Source organism: Acidithiobacillus sp. AMEEHan, assembly GCF_030996345.1.
GTDB lineage: Bacteria > Pseudomonadota > Gammaproteobacteria > Acidithiobacillales > Acidithiobacillaceae > Igneacidithiobacillus.
The window spans coordinates 37,973-54,824 of the sequence record NZ_CP118747.1; the positions used below are offsets into that span (position 1 = coordinate 37,973).

The window sequence follows — 16,852 nt, forward strand, 5'->3', positions numbered from 1 at the left end:
CCCCTTACAGACTCAGCAAGGTCTGCACCACAGTATTCTGCGTCTTGATGGTCTGCGCATTGGCCTGATAGGCCTGCTGCGCCACGATCAAATTGACCAGATCCTTGGAAAGATCGACATTGGATGCCTCCACGGCACCGGACTGCAGAACACCAAGGTTGGTACTACCCGGACTACCTTGTAACGGCTGGCCCGAGGCATAGGTCTCCGCCCAGTAGTTATTACCCAGATTCTGCAGGCCATTGTTGTTGGCGAAGCGGGTGAGACTGATTTGCCCCATGACTTGGGACTGGCCATTACTGTAGCGCGCATAGATATCGCCGCTGGGATCAATGGAGAGTCCTGATAATTGTCCAACGCCATAACCATTGGTGTTTGCGGCGATTACCGCATTCGGTGAATTGTAGTTGGTACTGCCACTGAAATTCACTGCCAGGGTGGATGGATTGGCGCCGTCGGCCCACTGCAGATTGATGGTGCCGCTGCTCGGGGGCTGCACCTGACCGGTCGAGTTGAATTGCAGAGTACCCACCGAACCACTGCTGGGCGTGCCGCTGGCGGTGCCAGTTGCCGAATAGTACACATTCCAGGTTTGACCGCTGGTCGGACTGCTGGATGCCAATTGATAATAGGTGGTCACCAGTTGCGGCGTACCCAGACTGTCATACACGGTGCTGGTGGTGGAGTAATTGTAACTGTTTGGATCGTTCGTACTGAATGGCGTTCCACTGGAGATTGGGGTGTTGGTGGAATCCAAATTCAGGGAATAGCTCAATCCCGAAGATGCCTGCGGTGGCAACGCCGCCTGGCTGATAGTCAGCGGGCCACTGAGGCCGGTCAACTTACCATTTTGCGCCTGCACACCGATCAGTTCGCCACCATTGCCATCGACGATCACGCCGCCGGAATTCAACTGAAACTGACCGTTACGGCTATATACCGTCGCACCATTGTAATTGAACTGAAAAAATCCATTACCATTGATCGCCACATCCAGAGGGTTGCTGGTGGTCTGAATATTCCCCTGGGTGAATTGCTGTGCCACCGTCATTACCTGCGTACCAATACCCACCTGGCCATAGGTAGGCGCGCTGTTGGCCATGGCAGAGGCGTAGGCATCGGCAAATTCCGCGTTGGAAGACTTGAAACCCACGGTATTGGCATTGGAAATATTATTGCCCAGCACCTGTAAATCCGTGTTTGCTGCATTCAATCCGCTCAAAGCCGTTTGGAAAGCACCCATGACCGTCTCCTCAAATGATGTTTTGTACGGAACTGAAAGGAACCGAACCCTGTTGCCCACTCAGTTGCAAAGTAGGACCAGCGCTACCCAAGGTGACGCCATTCACCACCCCAAAACTATAGGGTTCTTCGATGTTTCATGTGGGTAGCCTGAGATCCAGTTTACCGAGGATCAGGTAGGCCATGTTGATAAAGTTCTTGTGGGTACGGTAGCCACGGGCTTTTGCCTTGGCGGACTGGAGGAGGCTATTGAAGCCTTCCAGAATCCCGTTGGTGATCTGGCTCTCGAACCAGCGGAGCACACCATCCCAGTGATTCATGACGGTGTAGGCGACCTTGACCATTGGCGGTAATCCGCTGTCCTTGACGTTTTCCACCCAGGCCTTGAGCAGGGTGGCGCCCTGGTGGCGATTCTGGACGGTGAAGATTTCTTGGAAGGTCAGGCGAAGCTGATAAGCCTGTGCTGTCTTGAGGTTCTGGTTCTTGAGGATCTCCCGGAGCCTGGCGCTTTGCTTGGCGGAGAGCTTTCCCGGGTTCTTGAGCCAAAGCCAGCGGCTCTTTTTCAGGTCTGGTTGGGAGAGGGCTTCCCCCTTGCGTACGGCATCTACGGCCTCATTGACGAGCTTCATGAGGTGAAAGCGATCGAAGGTGACCTGGGCGTTGGGCAGGTGTTCTGCGGCCCCTTTTTGGAAGGCTGGCGAGAGGTCCATGCTGACCTCCGTAATGGCCTCGGCGCTGCCGCCATGGGCCTGCAGATCTTCGGCGAACTGCGCAAAAGTCTCGGCATCCTTGCCGGGTGTGGCAAACAGCAGGCGCTTCGCCACGAGGTCCACAAACAGGGTGATGTAATCATGGCCGCGCCGGCTGCTCGTCTCATCGATACCGACGGAATGGACCTCTGACATGTCCGCGGCCTCGCGGGCCTTGGCGACGTAATGATCGAGCACCCGCCAGAGTCGCTGGTCCGTCTCCCGCACTAGGCGGGAGACCGTCAACACGGGCATCTCCCGGACCATGGCCATGACTAGAGCCTCAAAGAGCAGCGTGAATCCCGAGCCTTCCCGCGCCCAAGGGACGGATACCAAATGCACGCCGTGTTCCGGGCAATGGACCCGTGGTACGCGGGCATGGAGATAAGCCGCATGCTGGAAGAAGTCGAGGTGACGCCAGACCTTCTCCTGGGTGTCATAGACCGGGCAGTCCTGGCCGCAGACCGGACAGGGAAACTGACTACCCCTTGGGAAGTTCACATGCAGGTCCAGGCGCTTTTCCTCCACCGTGAACCGCACATCGTCCACCATCCACGGCGGAACCAACCCCAACGCCAGAGTGAACAGTTGATTACCTTGGTCCATCCTTATCCTCAGCTCGCTGCCCTTCCCATAAAGCAATCATACCGCCTTACCCACTCAATGTGTCGAGGAGCCAACTATAGGGCGTAGCCGTGACTGCTTGTGAGCCATTAGCCGCCTGGACAATGAATTGATAATTTCCCGCTGGTAGCGCAGCACCGGAGTTATCGGTGCCATTCCAGGTGAAGCTCTGCATTCCGGCGCTTTGCGCGCCCTGGGGCAATACTGCCAGGGTCTGCCCGGCAGAGTTCTGCACCAGCACATCGACATTGTTGGCATCAGCGCTGAGATCGTAGCCGCCGGCAGCAGTGCCACCGCTCAATTGCAGGCTGTTGCCTGAGGTGCTGACCGTTTTACCAATCAAAGATGCCGCCTGCAGTCCCTGATTTTGATTGATCTGCGCCATCAGACTGCTCAGCGAGCCTTGAATGGCATTGACGCCATTGGCCACGCTGAACTGCGCTAGCTCGGCGGAAAGATCCTGATTGCTCAAGGGATCCAGAGGATCCTGATTGGTCAATTGGGTGATCAGCAGATTGTAAAATGTGCTTTCACTGGCCAAACCACTGGCACCGGAACTGGCGGATCCGGAACTACTGGCACCAGTACTTTGCAAAGAGGCGTAAAAAGGATTTACGGCTGCAGTGAGAGAATTGACACTACTCATTTTCAGGCTCCTAGGGTCAAGGTCTTTTGCAGGAGGGTCTTGGTGGTTTCCATCACGTTCACATTCGCTTGATAAGCGCGGGACGCAGAAATCATATTCACCAATTCATCTACCGGGTTGACATTGGGCATTTTTACGTAGCCCTGGGCATCGGCCAGAGGATTTCCCGGCTGGTACACCAATTTGAACGGTCCGGGTTTTTCGATGACTCCAGCAACCGTCACACCGTCAACACCAGCGGGGTTGCTACTCAGCGGTTGCGCGGCAAAGACCACTTCCCGCGCCCGATATGGCTGACCGTTGGAACTGGTGGCCGAGTTGGCATTGGCGAGATTGCTCGCCACTACATTCAGCCGATAACTCTGCGCCGCAAGTCCGGAACTCGCGACATTGAAAACCGAAAACAAGGACATGGCTTTTCCCTCTACGCCGGGATCACTGCGTGGTGCCAGTGATCGCAGATAACAAATTTTTGATCTTTCCCGTCAAGAAAGTGACATCGGCTTGGTACCGCACGCCATTCTGCGCAAACTCTGACTGTTCACGGTTCATGTCCACAGAGTTTCCATCCAGCCCCACCGCACTCCCCCGCTGGTACTGGACAAAACTCGCCAGCGCCAAGGAACCTGGAGCGCTGGTGAATTGCCGGGACTGATCGGTTTTCATGGGGAACCCCATGCCCTGGCCCGCCTGCACCGCCTGCAGGGTCTTGGCGAAGGGAATGTCCACCGCCTTGTAATTCGGCGTGTTGGCGTTGGCAATGTTGGCAGCGAGCAATTGTTGCCGATAGCCGGACACGCGCAGGGCGTCTGCCAAAGGGTTCAGGGTTTGGTCCAAGAGACTGGGCATGGCATCAGGCCTCTAGCGAAGATGACAATGCGTTTAAGCAAACCTCGTGCCTACCGAAGGGATTGCCCCTGTCAAAGTTTTTTCCCAATTTTATGGAGATCATCGGCGACAATGTTCCGCCGGCCATGAAATGCGGCAAGATTTTGCCGCCGGGCGGAGGGTTTCTGTGGGGATTTCCGAGTCCATCCCGATGAAAGCTCTGGCCTGAGTTTTGCTTTCGCTTCGCAACACGTCTGCGCCGATGAACGAGGAGTTCTGATGTTCCGATCTTTGCGCAACTGGGCCATTGTGGCTGTCTTGGGCTTTTGCCTGATACCCATCGAACCAGCCCATGCAGGTGAAGGGATGGTAGCCATTCACCGCGCCGTCACTCAGTTCGTACGCCAACACCTACCGGCCAACGCGCGCAGCAGTGAGATCGCCGTGGATGTACCCGCGGCAAGCGTCAATTTTCCGGCCTGTACACGGCTACAACTCGGATATTTCGGCTACGCCAATCCCTTTGGCAATCAGACCGTGGCGGTGCATTGTCAAAACCCTCAGGTCTGGACCTTATATGTACCAGTACAGATCCGCCAGGGGAGCGAGATCTTGATTGCGGCGCACAGTCTGAGTGCCGACAGCATCCTGCGCGCCGGCGACATTGCCGAAAGCATGGCCAATCCTGGGGAACTCTCCGGAGCGCCGCTGCATAATCCAAGGGAAGCCATCGGCCAACGCCTACGCTACGGGGTCATGGCTGGCCAACCCATCTTGCGCTCGATGCTGCAGCAACCGGATCTGGTGCATGCCGGGCAATTGGTAACGCTAGTTGCCCAGGGGGACGGGGTACGCATAGCGACCACCGCAGAAGCCATCGAGAGTGGCAAAGAGGGACAGAGCATTCTGGTACGTAATGTGCAGTCTGGACGAGTACTGCATGCCATCGTGATGCGCGATGGGAATGTACGAGTATCCTTTTGAAGGCGCAAGAAAAGGTTTCTTGCACGATTCAAGAGATTCTGCAATTGTGCCGTTATTCGAGAGATGAGCGGAGAGGAAGGCAGCCATGGATCCCATTCAGCCGAAATACCCGATTACACCGGTAACCGCAGACGCGCCGCGCGGCAAAACATCCGCGAAAACCGGCAGTAGTGCACCGAGCAGCGTAGCGCAAGAGCAAGTAACACTCTCGGCAACGGCGCAGGCCCTGCTGCATGCCGGCGATGACCAGAGTGAGTCGAGTCGCATCGAGGCCCTGCGTGCAGCGGTGCGCAGCGGCAGCTATGTCGTCTCGCCAGCCAAAATTGGGCAAGGACTGCTGCAGGATCAACAGCAACTGCTGGCGCGACCAGCGCCCAGCACACGGGCCTGATCCGTGTCTTCCACCGGCGAAATCATTTCCCAGCAGCTTGCCCGGTTGGAGGCGTTACGACAGCTTTTGGAAAGTGAGTCCGAGGCGTTGCTCAGCAGTGATTGGGCGCGGCTGCAAGGCATCGCTGGCCAGAAGATGCAGTTGTTCCGCGAAATCAGCGCCCTGGAAAACCAGCGCCGGGGGCAGAGTGGCAGCCCAGTAGAGATGCGTCATCGCCAACGCTTACTGCAGGAAATTGCCCAGATCAACCGCCGCAATGGCGCCAGCATCCAGGCCCTCGGTCACTTCCAACAGGAGGCTTGGCAGCTACTCTTCGGTAAGGAAAACAAGCTCTACGACGATGCGGGACAAATCAGCAAGGGTAACAATGGGCACCGTCTGGGGAGCGCCTGATGCTGGTCTTGACGCGTAGAAAAGGCCAGGCCATCCGCATTGGTGAGGATATTCGCATCGTCGTCACGCGCATCGATGATGGCCAGGTTCGCCTAGGCCTGGAAACCCCGGCAGGGATCTCCATCTTGCGCGAGGAGTTGTTTGATATGGTACGCAGTGAAAACCAGGATGCCGCACAGAGTCAGCCTGGACAGCTGGAGGTCTGGCTTGCACAACACGGTTCGGGTCAGACACAGGAGAATTCATGAGCGAGTCTCTCTATCCCACGCGCTTCGGCCAGTTGCCGATCAGTGATGCGCAGATCTGGCAATGCTCCCCACCGCTGTCGGGATTTGCCGACCTGCAGCGCTTCGCACTCCTGCACGTCGATAAACAGGGCCCTTTTTTGTGGCTACAATCCCTTGACGACCCGATGATCGCCTTCCTCCTCTGCGCACCCGAGCATTTCGGGCTGCACTACGACCCACCAGAGCCCTGCTGCGCCGACGGGGTAAACCTGCTGCTGGTGATTCTCCCGCAGAAGGCGGAAGACCAGCTACGCGTGCATCAACTTGCGCCTCTTTATTTTTGCCCGGGACAACGCTCGCTGCGGCAATGGATCGTCGAACAGGCACAGCCAGCCAGCGGCGGGAGCTCCGATTTGCCCCCGGATTGCTTGCTCGCGCATGCCGTCCGTCTCGGTACCGTTACCGACACAAAATCACAGACGGGCACGCTGTAGAGCCTCCCGGTCATAGCGCAGGGCATATTGCAGGAGCTGTTCCTGCAATGCCTGCGGTGGCGAGTCAAACGCCAGGCCGAGTTCTTGCACCACGTCACCCGCTACTCGACGAGGACCGCCGAGATGTCGCAATGTCGCCGCGAGCGCATGGCGTTCTCCGGCAAAAGAGAAGCTGACCGTCGAAAACCGCTCGGCAACGCTCAGGGCATAATCCCTTGGCATGGGCACCCGCACCCGCAAGCCGCCCGCCCCCACGTTCAACAGCTCCATAGATAAGGCGCGCGCCCCGTGACGCTGAATCTGGCCGCGACAGTTTACCGGCGCCGGAGCACGCAAGAAGCCGCGTCGTTGCCACTGATAGACCTGTTCCGGCATCGTGAGATGGACTGCCGGGTACTGCCGCCACTGGCTCATTCCCAGGTAACGCGTCACGAAGCCGGTGGGAATACCGCTCAAAGCTCCGACGAGCAAGAGCAGCTCCCCCACCCCTTCCAGCCGGTCGGGTAGACCAGGCCAGGGATCAAACAGCGCTCCGCGCCCTTCGGGCAAAATATCGAGAATCTCGCTTTCTGCCGTCCGTCCTGAAGTTCCTGCGAGAATAGTCCAGCGTGGCTGTTCCAGGAGCGTGGCGCCCAGTCGTCTGGCCGCGCTTGCCCCTTGCCGATGTTTTTCCTGAAACAGCGTAGCGATGAGATGATGCTCTACCGGCATGACCGACCTCCGAAGAAAAGTCCCATTTGCCAAGCAGCATCCATGCCGGCATGATCTTTGCGGTTGAACGAACGGGACCAAACATCGGAAACCGGAGGTCGAAATGGCGAGACGTTCTCGCAAGGAAGAGGAATGGGAGAATCACGAGCGCTGGTTGGTCTCCTATGCCGACTTCATCACTCTGCTTTTTGCCTTCTTTGTGGTCATGTACGCGATTTCCTCGGTCAACGAGGGCAAATACAAGGTGTTGTCGGAAACCTTGGTTTCCGCCTTCTCCGGACACCCATCGTCACCGATTCCTATCGAGCAGGAGCAGGCAAATCAGACTTCGCCAGCAACTGCTCCGGTACGGTTGCCACCGCTTCCTCTCATCACCAAGCCCTCCTCGCCACTCGTGCACACCCAGAGTAAAACCCCACCTCCCGTGGCAAACACCAGCGAGGCCACCCGCCTGGATGATCTGCAACGGGAAATGGAGGCCTTGCTTCAGCCCCTCATCAAAAACGGGAGCGTGATGATTCACCGCAGCGAGTTGGGAGTGGTCATCGATCTGAACGCGAAGATTCTCTTTCCCTCGGCGCAAGCCAATCTGACCCCGGCGGCAGAGCAGACCCTGACGCAGATCGCGAGAGTCCTAAAATCCGTTCCCTATCAAATCCAGGTCAACGGCTTCACCAACGACTTGCCCATCAATACCCAGCTCTATCCCAACAACTGGGCCCTCTCTGCGGCACGTGCCGTGGCCGTGGTGGAAATCTTCAGCGCCCACGGCGTCGACCCGCGGCATCTGGTTGCCGCAGGCTATGGCAAGTATCATCCGGTTGCACCAAACGACAGTGCCAAAGGGTTGGCCATGAACCGTCGAGTGAGTATCGTTGTCGTTGCGCCACAGCATCCAGCCAAGGCTGGCGTGGACCCCATCATGGCAGGTGCCATCGATCAGCGCGGCTAATAGAGGAGTAAAAGACATGACGCAGCAATCGTCAAAAAACCAGCGGGCAGTCACCAGGGTGCTACGTTGGCTTTTCATTTTCCTGTTGCTGGTCGTCATTATTTTGGCGCTCTTTCTCTACTCGGGTGCGGCGCGCCACCCGAGTGCCGATGGCGCCCACTCCGTGTATCTTCAGCTCCCGACTACCGGGACTTCCGCAAGCGCCAACAACACGCCAGCCCGCCCCACGAGCGCGACCAAGAGTCCAGTGACGGCGACGAGTAGCCTCACGTCTGCGGCGCCAAACGCCACGTCAACTGCCCCTGCAGAAAGCGCAGCTCCCGCCAAACCGGCCCCTCTGGCGCTGCCCGGAAGCAACTGCGAGGTGGCCGGATGGTACGTACAGCTGGGCGCCTTCGGCAAACTCTCCCAGGCGCAGAGCCTCGCGCAGGCAGTCCACAAGGCTGGTGTCCCGGTCTGCATCGGCAACCTTCCTCACAATAATTTGTATCGAGTCCTGGCCGGACAGCCCCAGAAAAACCGCTTGGACGCCAGCCTGCAGGCGCAAAAGCTGAAGTCCGACAAAATCTCGCCGGCCGACGGCTATCCGCAGTACTGGAGCAGCACTTCTCCTTCCTGAGTCCCTCAAGTTTTCCCGCCGCCGTGCCGTATTGTAGCTAGAGACGATAGGGCGCCCAGCGGGAATGTCTTTTGCTTGCGCCTACTGAAATGCTTGAGTGATTCATTTTCCGGAGGCGGAGCCAGCCCATGGGCATAGAGGCAGTAGACAAAAACATCAGCATTCTCATTGTCGACGATTTTTCGACCATGCGGCGGATCGTTCGCAATCTCCTGCGCGAAATCGGTTTCAGCAACTTTGACGAGGCAGAGGATGGGGTGCAGGCGCTGCAGAAGTTGCGTGGCCGCCGTTTTGATTTCGTTGTCTCGGACTGGAACATGCCCAACATGCAAGGCATCGATCTGCTCCGTGCCATCCGTGCAGATAGCGAGTTGCGCCACATCCCGGTCCTCATGGTCACCGCCGAGGCGAAACGCGAAAACATTCTCGAAGCGGCCCAGGCCGGCGTAAACGGCTACATCGTCAAGCCGTTCACCGCCGAAACCCTGCGCGAAAAACTCGACGCCATCTTCAAGCGGCTGCAGGCCGCCCAGGGAGCAAGCCAGTGACAGGTCAGCCGGCAGAACGTTCCCTCAGTGAAATCGAGCTGCTGCTGCGCGAAGGACTGCGGCGCATTGCCAACACCGCCGGCGAGGATCTCGCGGGCGCCAAGGATCCTCTGGAAGAGGCCTTGCGCCTGACGGAAGAGCAGACCATGGCGACTCTTGCTGCGGTGGAATTGGCGCAAGGAGCCCTCCACCGCATTCGTAGTGCCCACAATACCTTCATCGACTCCGAACTGGGGCAGATCGACCAGGCATTGCAACGCATCATCGCCAGCCAGCAGGGGCAGGATCTTGCCGGACAACGGCTGAAAAAGTCCATCAACCTACTGCGCGCGGTGGAAAATCGCATCAGCCAAACCCTCAATGAGATGGGGATGGAAGGGCAACCGGCCGGCGCCACCGAGCAGGAGGTGAACAACCCGGACATCGATCAGGATGGCGTCGATGCCCTCCTTGCCGAACTGGGGATTTGATCATGGACATGGACATTCTCCAGGACTATCTCGCCGAAGCCCGCGAGCTTCTGGAAAAGGCCCAGGAAGAAATCCTCTGCCTGGAGGATCGCCCGGAAGATGACGAGCTACTCGCCAGTCTCTTCCGTGCCTTTCATACCCTGAAAGGCGGTGCCGGTTTTCTGGAGGCGCAGAACCTGGTCGACTGGACGCACCATCTCGAAGACCTGCTCGACAAACTGCGCAGCCATCAGCTCCGCGTCAGCAGTGACATGATCGATGCCATCCTGCGTGGGCTGGACGTGATCGACGGCATGCTGCAAGAACTGGCTCACGGTGACGACCCGGCTCCCGGCCCCGAAGATCTCGGGACCCGGATCCGCGACTTGGCCGCTGGCGGCGCTGTGCCTACCGAAAATCCGATGCCGTCCCAAGCTGGCGATGTCTCCGCCGCGGATCCACTGCCCTCTGGCACTCTGTATGTCGAGCAACGGGTGGACGAGCAGGGAAAATCCGGCGTGTACGTTGCGCAACATGGGGAAAATTGCGACACGCCAGATAGCACTGCCGGAGATGAAATTTCAGAAAGCGAGTTCGAAGCCGTACTTGACCAGCTCTATGGCACGCGGGCACCTGGGATGGACGCGCCCGAGTCCGCTGCAGACGAGATCTCCGAGAGTGAGTTCGAGGCAGTGCTCGATCAGATGTATGGAAAGGGAGCGCCCGGCCTGCCCGCAGCGGACACCCCGCAAAACAGTCCGCCAAGTCCGACCGCCACGCGGAGTGATCCGCCAAAACCCAAAGCGGCGCCGCGCACCGTGACGAGTGCCGCCAGCGAGGTGGAGAATACCCTGCGCGTCGACGCTGCACGTCTCGATGCCGTAATGAATCAGGTCGGTGAACTGGTGTTGCTGCGCAACCGCTTGAGCTCGGCGATTGGCAGTCTGCTGGAAGAGAATGAGGACCTCGGTCGTATTGCCCGGGAAATGGACCTCAGCGTGAATGATCTGCAGGTCAATGCCATGCGCCTGCGCATGCAGCCCTGTAAACGCATCTTCCAGCAATTGCCGCGGGTCGTACGGGATGCCTCGCGTCAACTCGGCAAGAATGTCCAACTCGAAATCGTCGGGGAAGAGGTCGAGATCGACAAAGCCGTGGTCGACGCCCTCTCCGGCCCCATGACCCATCTCATTCGCAACAGCCTCGATCATGGCATCGAAACCCCGGAACAGCGCCGCGCGTCGCAGAAGCCAGAAGTCGCCACCATTCGCGTCGCCGCCATCCACCTCGGGGACAGGGTGCGCATCGAGGTGGCCGACGATGGTCGGGGGATCGATCGGCAGATGGTTGTACAGAAGGCCATCGAGAAAGGCGTGCTGAGCTCCGAACAAGCCGCGCGCCTATCCGAACAGGAAGCCCTGGAGCTGATCTTCCGTCCGGGGTTCTCCACCAAAGAGCAGGCCACTGAGCTCTCGGGGCGCGGGGTTGGCATGGATGTCGTGAAAGAGACCGTGCACAAGCTGCGCGGCCAGCTCGATATCCGCACCAACCTTGGGACGGGCACCACGATTTCCATGGAATTCCCGCTCACCCTGGCCATTCTGCCGGTGCTATACCTGCGGCTGCGGCGAGAGACCTATGCCCTGCCAGTCAGCGCCATCGAAAGCCTGGTCGAGATCCAGGAAACCCGCATCCACCGCATGCAAGGACGCAGTGTGTATCGCATCGACGAAGGCGAAGTTACAACGATGATCGATTTGGGCGAACTCTTGCACGGCCGGAAATTACGCCTGGGCAGCGAGCCGGTCGAAGGCATCCGCACCGAGCGCGGCCTGCTCCTCGTGTCCGAGGTCCTCGGTAACGAAGATTCCGTGGTCAAGCCCCTCGACTTTCTGGACAAGGAGAACTGGTATCAGGGAGCGACCATTTCCGGACGCGGGAATGTGGTCCTGATTCTCGACGCCTCGGCCTTGAGTCGTCATGGAAGCGAACGGATGGGGGCAGCAAGATGACTCCAGACCAGCTCGCACGCCAACAAGAACGGGTCATGGAGGTGGTCAACGCCTCGTTCCGGACACGGCAGGACATTGATCGCGCCTTGCGCGAAATCGATCGCCGCGCTCTCAATGCCATGGTTCTCGTCAAAAAACATGGCAACGCCCTGGCAGGATACGGTGTTGTAGCGCAAGCCTTCCGCGAACGTGCCGCACTGCTGCGCGAGTCGGCCTCCCACCTGCAGGAAAACATTGCTCCGCTGATCGAAGCACAGATGCGCATCCTGCAGCAACAGCGCCTGATCCAGAATTTCATGTCCGTAGAGAACCAGCATGGTGCGGATCTGCGAGCCCAGTGTGCGGGACTCGCATCTACCCGCAGGGCCTGGGGCAAGACCATTGCTGCAGAGCAGGAAAATGCCCGCAAAATTCTTCGCCAACTGCTGGAGGAGGTTCGCATCCTGCAAGAGGGTGTGGAGGAACAGGAATATGTGGTGACGAGTGGCCGCATCGAGGCGGCCCTGGTCGAGGCGAGTGGCGTACCGTTGATGCGGGTGTCGCGCGACATGGGGGAAGCCGTACGGATCGTTGCGCGGGCCGTGCGCGATTATCGTCAGCAATTGGAGCGATTACAAGATGAAAGCTACTAAAGTCTTCGAGGCCAAGGATCATCGCTGGTGGATTCTGTACGACCAGCAGGAAAGTCGAGTCATTGATTCCAATGTCTATGTCATGGAATCCCAAGGCCAGTCCTTCCTCTTGGACCCCGGTGGTTTTGAGATTTTTCCTCAGGTCTTCGCGGCACTGGTGGAAGCCGTCCCTCCTGCCAGTATCCAGGGAGCCTTTGTCTCGCACCAGGACCCAGACATTGCCTCCAGCCTGCCGCTGTGGCACGCCTGCAACCCCAAAATCCAATGGCATATTCCGGCCCTATGGGAGGGGTTCATCCGCCACTACGGTGCTCTGGAGGCGCCGCTGCAGGACATTCCGGATGCCGGAGGCAACATCCTGATTGGCGGACGACGGCTGGAGTTCATCCCGGCGCATTATCTGCACGCGTCTGCCAATTTTCACGTCTACGATCCGGAGGCCAAAGTGCTTTTCACCGGCGACGTCGGGGCGGCCCTGCTGCCGCCCGGCCACAGTGCCTGGGTCGATCGCCGGGATGCTGACGGCAGATCCTTTGCCACCCACATCGAAAAGGCACGCTATTTCCACCAGCGCTGGATGCCCTCCAACCGCGCCAAGGACGACTGGATCGAGCGGGTGAGCAAACTGGAAATCGACTACCTCTGCCCGCAACACGGCGCAATCTACAGTGGCCCCCAAGTACGACGGTTTCTCGACTGGTTTGCCGCTCTCTCGGTGGGCAGCGGCGTCATGACGAACTGAGGGGAAGGATATGCAACTGTCAGAGTTGGAGCGGTACGCACGCGCCTTGCTCGACCCTTTGGCGAGTCTGGAGATGCTCTGTGAAGCCGACGAAGCCATGGAAAATCGGATCTTCTACATGAATGCAACCGCCCAGAGGGTCATGGATCGCTATGCTGACCGGTTGCAAGGGGAGCTGCGGGGTGCAGATGTCAGAAAGGCTCAGGGCTACTCCATCCACCAGTTTCACCGGGATCCCGAAGGGGTGCGGCGGATCTTTCGCAGGCTTGCCGACGGCAGCCTGCAGGAGCACCATACCGTGCTGGACCTGGGCGAGATCAGCTTCATTTTGCGCTTCAGCGCGGTACGTGATGAAAACGGGCGCGCCCTGGCCTTCCATGCCTCCTGGGTGGACAACAGTTCTGCGCGCAAGGAACAAATCGCGCGCAGTGGCATCGTCAGCAATGCCATCAGCAGCGCCATCGCGTTCAACGAGCTCGCCCAAAATGCCAAGGAGGCCATGGGCAGCACCAGCCAAAATCTGCATCTGCTACACGCCAACGTTCACAACAATCAAGAGGGTGTGACCGCGCTCGCACAGCAGATCCATGGAATTGGCAGGATTGCCCAGACCATTCGTGAAATTGCCTACCAAACCAATCTGCTGGCCCTCAACGCCGCTATCGAAGCAGCGCGCGCCGGCGAACATGGACGCGGCTTTGCCGTGGTAGCCGATGAAGTCCGCACGCTTTCCCGGCGGGTGCAGGAGGCCACCGAAGAAGTTCAACTCCACGTCAGTACCATTGAAGAGTCGGCACAACAGTTGAGCAAGGTGGCTGAGCGGAATCAGGCGCAGGTCGGTGACGCGGCGGCGGCGAGCGCAGATCTGCAGGAAAAGATCGGCAAACTCAGTTGGCTGGCCGCCGCTGCCAGCATCGATGCCGCCCGACAGAGCCATCAGGATCGCTTCCGGGAAGTCGCAGACGAGATTTCCCTGGGTTCCAAGCGCCTGACGCTTGCCGATCTCAAAGATGAGCATAGCTGCTCTCTGGGGAATTGGATGGCGATGTTGGGCGATAAACTGCTGCAGGATCACCCGGAATATACGGCAGTAAAAGCACCGCATCAGCGATTTCACCGGGGTCTGCGTGCAGCATTGGAAGCCAGAGACCGGCAACAGCAGGACGAGGCAGAGAAACAGGTGGAACAGGCGCGGCAGGCAAAGGATGAAGTGTTGCAACATCTCGATCGGCTGAGCCGCGAACTACATCAGCGAATCAAGGAGTAAGAAATGGCAAGCGTCTTGCGGGAAGTCGAGGAACGCGCCCAGCTCGCGGGTACCAACAAGTTCGAACTACTCGTTTTTCGCCTTGGAGCCGACGCTGCCCTGGGCAGTCAGGAGCTCTTCGGCATCAATGTTTTCAAGGTACGCGAGGCCTTGGTCATGCCCAAGATCACCCCCATGCCGGGGGCGCCGGAGCATGTGCTGGGGGTCGCCAACATCCGTGGGCAGATTCTCCCCGTCATTGATCTGCCAAGGGTGGTAGGTTGTCGGGCGAGCGGACTGAACATTCTATTGGTCACCGAATATGAACGCTCGGTGCAGGGCTTTGCCGTAGAGGACGTGGAAGAAATCGTACGCCTGGACTGGAGCCGGGTGCTTTCCGCCGAAGGCGCCGCGGTCGGCGGGCTGGTCACCAGTCTCGCCCGGCTTGATGAAGATGAGGAAAAGGCCCGGCTGGCATTGGTGCTCGACGTCGAACACATCCTCCGCCAGGTGTTGCCCTCCCGCTTCAAGAGCGGCGATGAGCTCGGTCAACAGCACAGCGTGGAAATCCCCGCCGGCTCGCTCATTCTCTATGCCGATGATTCCGCGGTAGCCCGCAATCAAATCGAAAAAACCTTGCACAGTCTGGGGCTTCCCTTCATCAGCACCAAAACCGGCAAGGAGGCCTGGGAACGCCTGCAACAGATAGCCAAGGACGCGCGTAATGAGGGCCGCGCGATCACCGATAAGGTGGCGATGGTCCTCACCGACCTGGAAATGCCAGAGATGGATGGCTTCACCCTGACGCGCCGCATCAAGGAAAACGAAAACCTGCGTGCGCTGCCGGTGGTCATCCATTCCTCTCTTTCTGGCAGCGCCAACGAGGCCCATGCCAAAAGTGTGGGCGCCGATGGCTATGTCGCCAAGTTCCTGCCGGATGACCTGGCGCGCTCCATCGCCAATGTCATCCATCGCCGATAACCCGAGGTCAGAACCATGATAAACAATCCAGATTCTCTCGGCTCCCTACTCGATGCCTGCCTCGACGGGGATCTCGAAACCATCAGGCTATTGCGCGAGGACGAGGAATTTCAAAGCTCGATAACGCCTATCTGCGAGCAACAGCGGCAACGACTGCAACAGTATTGTCAGGTTCTCGATCAGCAGACGCTTGCCTACCAAGGAACCAACAACATCCACCTCCTCGGGCTTGCGTTTCAGGACAGCCTGCAACGCGCCGAACTCGACAGCCAGTCTCTGCTCGATCAGGCAGACGCGGTCATTCGCGCGGTCAAGGATTCCGCAGCTGCGGTGGCGGCCAACCAGGATCTGTCTGAACATACCCTGCGAGACGTGCAACTAGGCAACCAGCGCCTATCCGAACTCATCGGTGAAATGGATCTCGTCGAACAGGCGGTGAACGGCATGGGCAAAACAGTCCAGGCCTTTCTGGAGCAGACCCGGACCATCACTACCCTAGCGGTGAAGGTGCAGGAAATTGCCAAACAGACCAACCTGCTGGCGCTCAACGCAGCGATCGAGGCCGCCCGCGCCGGCGAACATGGGCGGGGCTTCGCCGTCGTGGCCGACGAAGTCAAGAAGCTGGCGCAGAGTTCCTCCCGGGCCGCGAGCGACATCCGTAATGCCGCGAGCGGTATCAACGAAGGGGCTGCGGAGGTGGAGAGTCGAGTATCTGCGAGTATCCAGCATCTACGTCGCGGGGGGGATTCCCTTGAGACGGTTGCCGAGGTCTTGGGTATGGCCAATCACTCCGCCCAAAGAACACAGGAAAATATACAGAGCATCATTGCCGGCAGTGCCCAGGAAATCGCCGCCGCCGAGGCCATGGGTGTACACATGCAAACACTGGGTGGATCGATGCGCGATTTCGATGACAGCTTCAATGAGATTCGCGACTGCCTGGGAAAAGTACAAAAAAATCTCGAGCAGGCTGCCGAAGAGGCCATGGCTGGCCACGTCCCCGTTGCCGTACGTCTCAGTATCGCCAAGAGCGACCATGTGCGCTGGGTGGGAAAGGTCCTCGAAGCCATCAGTAACGGCCACTCCAGCCTTGGCGCAGAGGAACTCAAGGATGAACACGCCTGTCGTTTGGGGATGTGGATGGACGATCTGAACGATGTAACACTAACGCAGAGCACGGAATTCGCCGCCCTGCAGCAGGTGCATCCACAAGTACACAAGCTGGGCTTACGTCTGCTGCAATCTGTACGAGAAAACGACACCGCCGCGATTGGCAAGGGTGCGGAACAACTGAAAAGCCTGAGTCAAATGGTACTGACCCAGCTCGACAAGTTGCGCGACAAGGTCCTGGCCGCGAGTGCGGGGATCTCTGGGAGGTAAAT

22 protein-coding genes are annotated in these 16,852 nt (G+C 58.6%); 15 read left to right on the forward strand and 7 right to left on the reverse strand.

Going from position 1 to position 16,852, the window contains the following annotated elements; genetic code table 11:
* Positions 1-4 precede the first annotated feature (4 nt).
* Genes flgE through flgB form a run of 6 tightly spaced genes read right to left on the reverse strand, consistent with a single transcriptional unit; the run spans position 5 to position 4,110 of the window.
* Complete coding sequence (gene flgE / locus ORD17_RS00165; RefSeq protein ID WP_308388921.1) at positions 5-1,243, reverse strand: flagellar hook protein FlgE; 1,239 nt, start codon at positions 1,241-1,243, stop codon at positions 5-7.
* A gap of 10 nt (positions 1,244-1,253) precedes the next feature.
* Complete coding sequence (locus ORD17_RS00170) at positions 1,254-1,376, reverse strand: FLgD tudor-like domain-containing protein (protein ID WP_308390108.1); 123 nt, start codon at positions 1,374-1,376, stop codon at positions 1,254-1,256.
* 3 nt (positions 1,377-1,379) lie between these two features.
* Positions 1,380-2,597 (reverse strand): ISL3 family transposase, encoded by a 1,218-nt coding sequence (locus ORD17_RS00175; protein ID WP_014003049.1) that lies wholly within the window; start codon positions 2,595-2,597, stop codon positions 1,380-1,382.
* Between the two features lie 46 nt (positions 2,598-2,643).
* Complete coding sequence (locus ORD17_RS00180; RefSeq protein ID WP_308388922.1) at positions 2,644-3,261, reverse strand: FlgD immunoglobulin-like domain containing protein; 618 nt, start codon at positions 3,259-3,261, stop codon at positions 2,644-2,646.
* A gap of 2 nt (positions 3,262-3,263) precedes the next feature.
* Positions 3,264-3,674: a flagellar basal body rod protein FlgC gene (gene flgC, locus ORD17_RS00185; RefSeq protein WP_308388923.1), complete on the reverse strand. Its 411-nt coding sequence runs from the start codon at positions 3,672-3,674 to the stop codon at positions 3,264-3,266.
* Positions 3,675-3,696: 22 nt separating this feature from the next.
* Positions 3,697-4,110, reverse strand: coding sequence for a flagellar basal body rod protein FlgB (gene flgB / locus ORD17_RS00190; RefSeq protein WP_308388924.1), 414 nt, complete (start codon positions 4,108-4,110; stop codon positions 3,697-3,699).
* 258 nt (positions 4,111-4,368) lie between these two features.
* On the opposite strand from flgB, the gene flgA reads away from it, so the two are divergent.
* From flgA to fliW, 5 genes are all read left to right on the forward strand, one after another.
* A complete protein-coding gene (flgA, locus tag ORD17_RS00195) occupies positions 4,369-5,073 on the forward strand; it encodes a flagellar basal body P-ring formation chaperone FlgA (RefSeq protein WP_308388925.1) in 705 nt (234 codons plus the stop codon).
* Positions 5,074-5,158: 85 nt separating this feature from the next.
* On the forward strand, positions 5,159-5,464 hold the full coding sequence (gene flgM, locus ORD17_RS00200) for a flagellar biosynthesis anti-sigma factor FlgM (RefSeq protein WP_308388926.1): 306 nt from the start codon (positions 5,159-5,161) through the stop codon (positions 5,462-5,464).
* Between the two features lie 3 nt (positions 5,465-5,467).
* Positions 5,468-5,857: a flagellar export chaperone FlgN gene (gene flgN, locus ORD17_RS00205; RefSeq protein WP_308388927.1), complete on the forward strand. Its 390-nt coding sequence runs from the start codon at positions 5,468-5,470 to the stop codon at positions 5,855-5,857.
* Positions 5,857-6,105, forward strand: a complete 249-nt coding sequence (locus ORD17_RS00210) for a carbon storage regulator (protein ID WP_308388928.1) — start codon at positions 5,857-5,859, stop codon at positions 6,103-6,105. Before flgN ends, ORD17_RS00210 begins: the two co-directional genes overlap by 1 nt.
* Positions 6,102-6,578 carry a flagellar assembly protein FliW gene (fliW, locus tag ORD17_RS00215; RefSeq protein ID WP_308388929.1) on the forward strand — a complete coding sequence of 159 codons (477 nt, stop codon included), beginning with the start codon at positions 6,102-6,104 and terminating at the stop codon, positions 6,576-6,578. The genes ORD17_RS00210 and fliW overlap by 4 nt, the downstream gene beginning before the upstream one ends.
* On the opposite strand, the gene ORD17_RS00220 is transcribed toward fliW, so the two are convergent.
* Entirely contained in the window at positions 6,558-7,289 is a 732-nt protein-coding gene (locus tag ORD17_RS00220; protein ID WP_308388930.1) for a hypothetical protein, read from the reverse strand. The genes fliW and ORD17_RS00220 overlap by 21 nt on opposite strands.
* A gap of 103 nt (positions 7,290-7,392) precedes the next feature.
* On the opposite strand from ORD17_RS00220, the gene motD reads away from it, so the two are divergent.
* The 10 genes from motD (at position 7,393) to ORD17_RS00270 (ending at position 16,850) form a co-directional block, all read left to right on the forward strand.
* Positions 7,393-8,241: a flagellar motor protein MotD gene (gene motD, locus ORD17_RS00225; protein ID WP_308388931.1), complete on the forward strand. Its 849-nt coding sequence runs from the start codon at positions 7,393-7,395 to the stop codon at positions 8,239-8,241.
* A 16-nt stretch (positions 8,242-8,257) separates the two neighbouring features.
* Positions 8,258-8,860, forward strand: a complete 603-nt coding sequence (locus tag ORD17_RS00230) for an SPOR domain-containing protein (RefSeq protein ID WP_308388932.1) — start codon at positions 8,258-8,260, stop codon at positions 8,858-8,860.
* Positions 8,861-8,988: 128 nt separating this feature from the next.
* A complete protein-coding gene (gene cheY, locus ORD17_RS00235) occupies positions 8,989-9,408 on the forward strand; it encodes a chemotaxis response regulator CheY (protein WP_308388933.1) in 420 nt (139 codons plus the stop codon).
* Complete coding sequence (locus tag ORD17_RS00240; RefSeq protein ID WP_308388934.1) at positions 9,405-9,878, forward strand: protein phosphatase CheZ; 474 nt, start codon at positions 9,405-9,407, stop codon at positions 9,876-9,878. Before cheY ends, ORD17_RS00240 begins: the two co-directional genes overlap by 4 nt.
* A gap of 2 nt (positions 9,879-9,880) precedes the next feature.
* A complete protein-coding gene (locus tag ORD17_RS00245) occupies positions 9,881-11,869 on the forward strand; it encodes a chemotaxis protein CheA (protein ID WP_308388935.1) in 1,989 nt (662 codons plus the stop codon).
* Complete coding sequence (locus tag ORD17_RS00250; protein WP_308388936.1) at positions 11,866-12,501, forward strand: hypothetical protein; 636 nt, start codon at positions 11,866-11,868, stop codon at positions 12,499-12,501. The genes ORD17_RS00245 and ORD17_RS00250 overlap by 4 nt, the downstream gene beginning before the upstream one ends.
* On the forward strand, positions 12,488-13,243 hold the full coding sequence (locus ORD17_RS00255; protein WP_308388937.1) for an MBL fold metallo-hydrolase: 756 nt from the start codon (positions 12,488-12,490) through the stop codon (positions 13,241-13,243). Before ORD17_RS00250 ends, ORD17_RS00255 begins: the two co-directional genes overlap by 14 nt.
* A 499-nt stretch (positions 13,244-13,742) precedes the next feature.
* Positions 13,743-14,510, forward strand: coding sequence for a methyl-accepting chemotaxis protein (locus ORD17_RS13390; RefSeq protein WP_374693416.1), 768 nt, complete (start codon positions 13,743-13,745; stop codon positions 14,508-14,510).
* 3 nt (positions 14,511-14,513) lie between these two features.
* A complete protein-coding gene (locus tag ORD17_RS00265) occupies positions 14,514-15,470 on the forward strand; it encodes a chemotaxis protein (RefSeq protein ID WP_308388939.1) in 957 nt (318 codons plus the stop codon).
* 15 nt (positions 15,471-15,485) lie between these two features.
* A complete protein-coding gene (locus ORD17_RS00270) occupies positions 15,486-16,850 on the forward strand; it encodes a methyl-accepting chemotaxis protein (RefSeq protein WP_308388940.1) in 1,365 nt (454 codons plus the stop codon).
* The last annotated feature ends 2 nt before the right edge of the window (positions 16,851-16,852 follow it).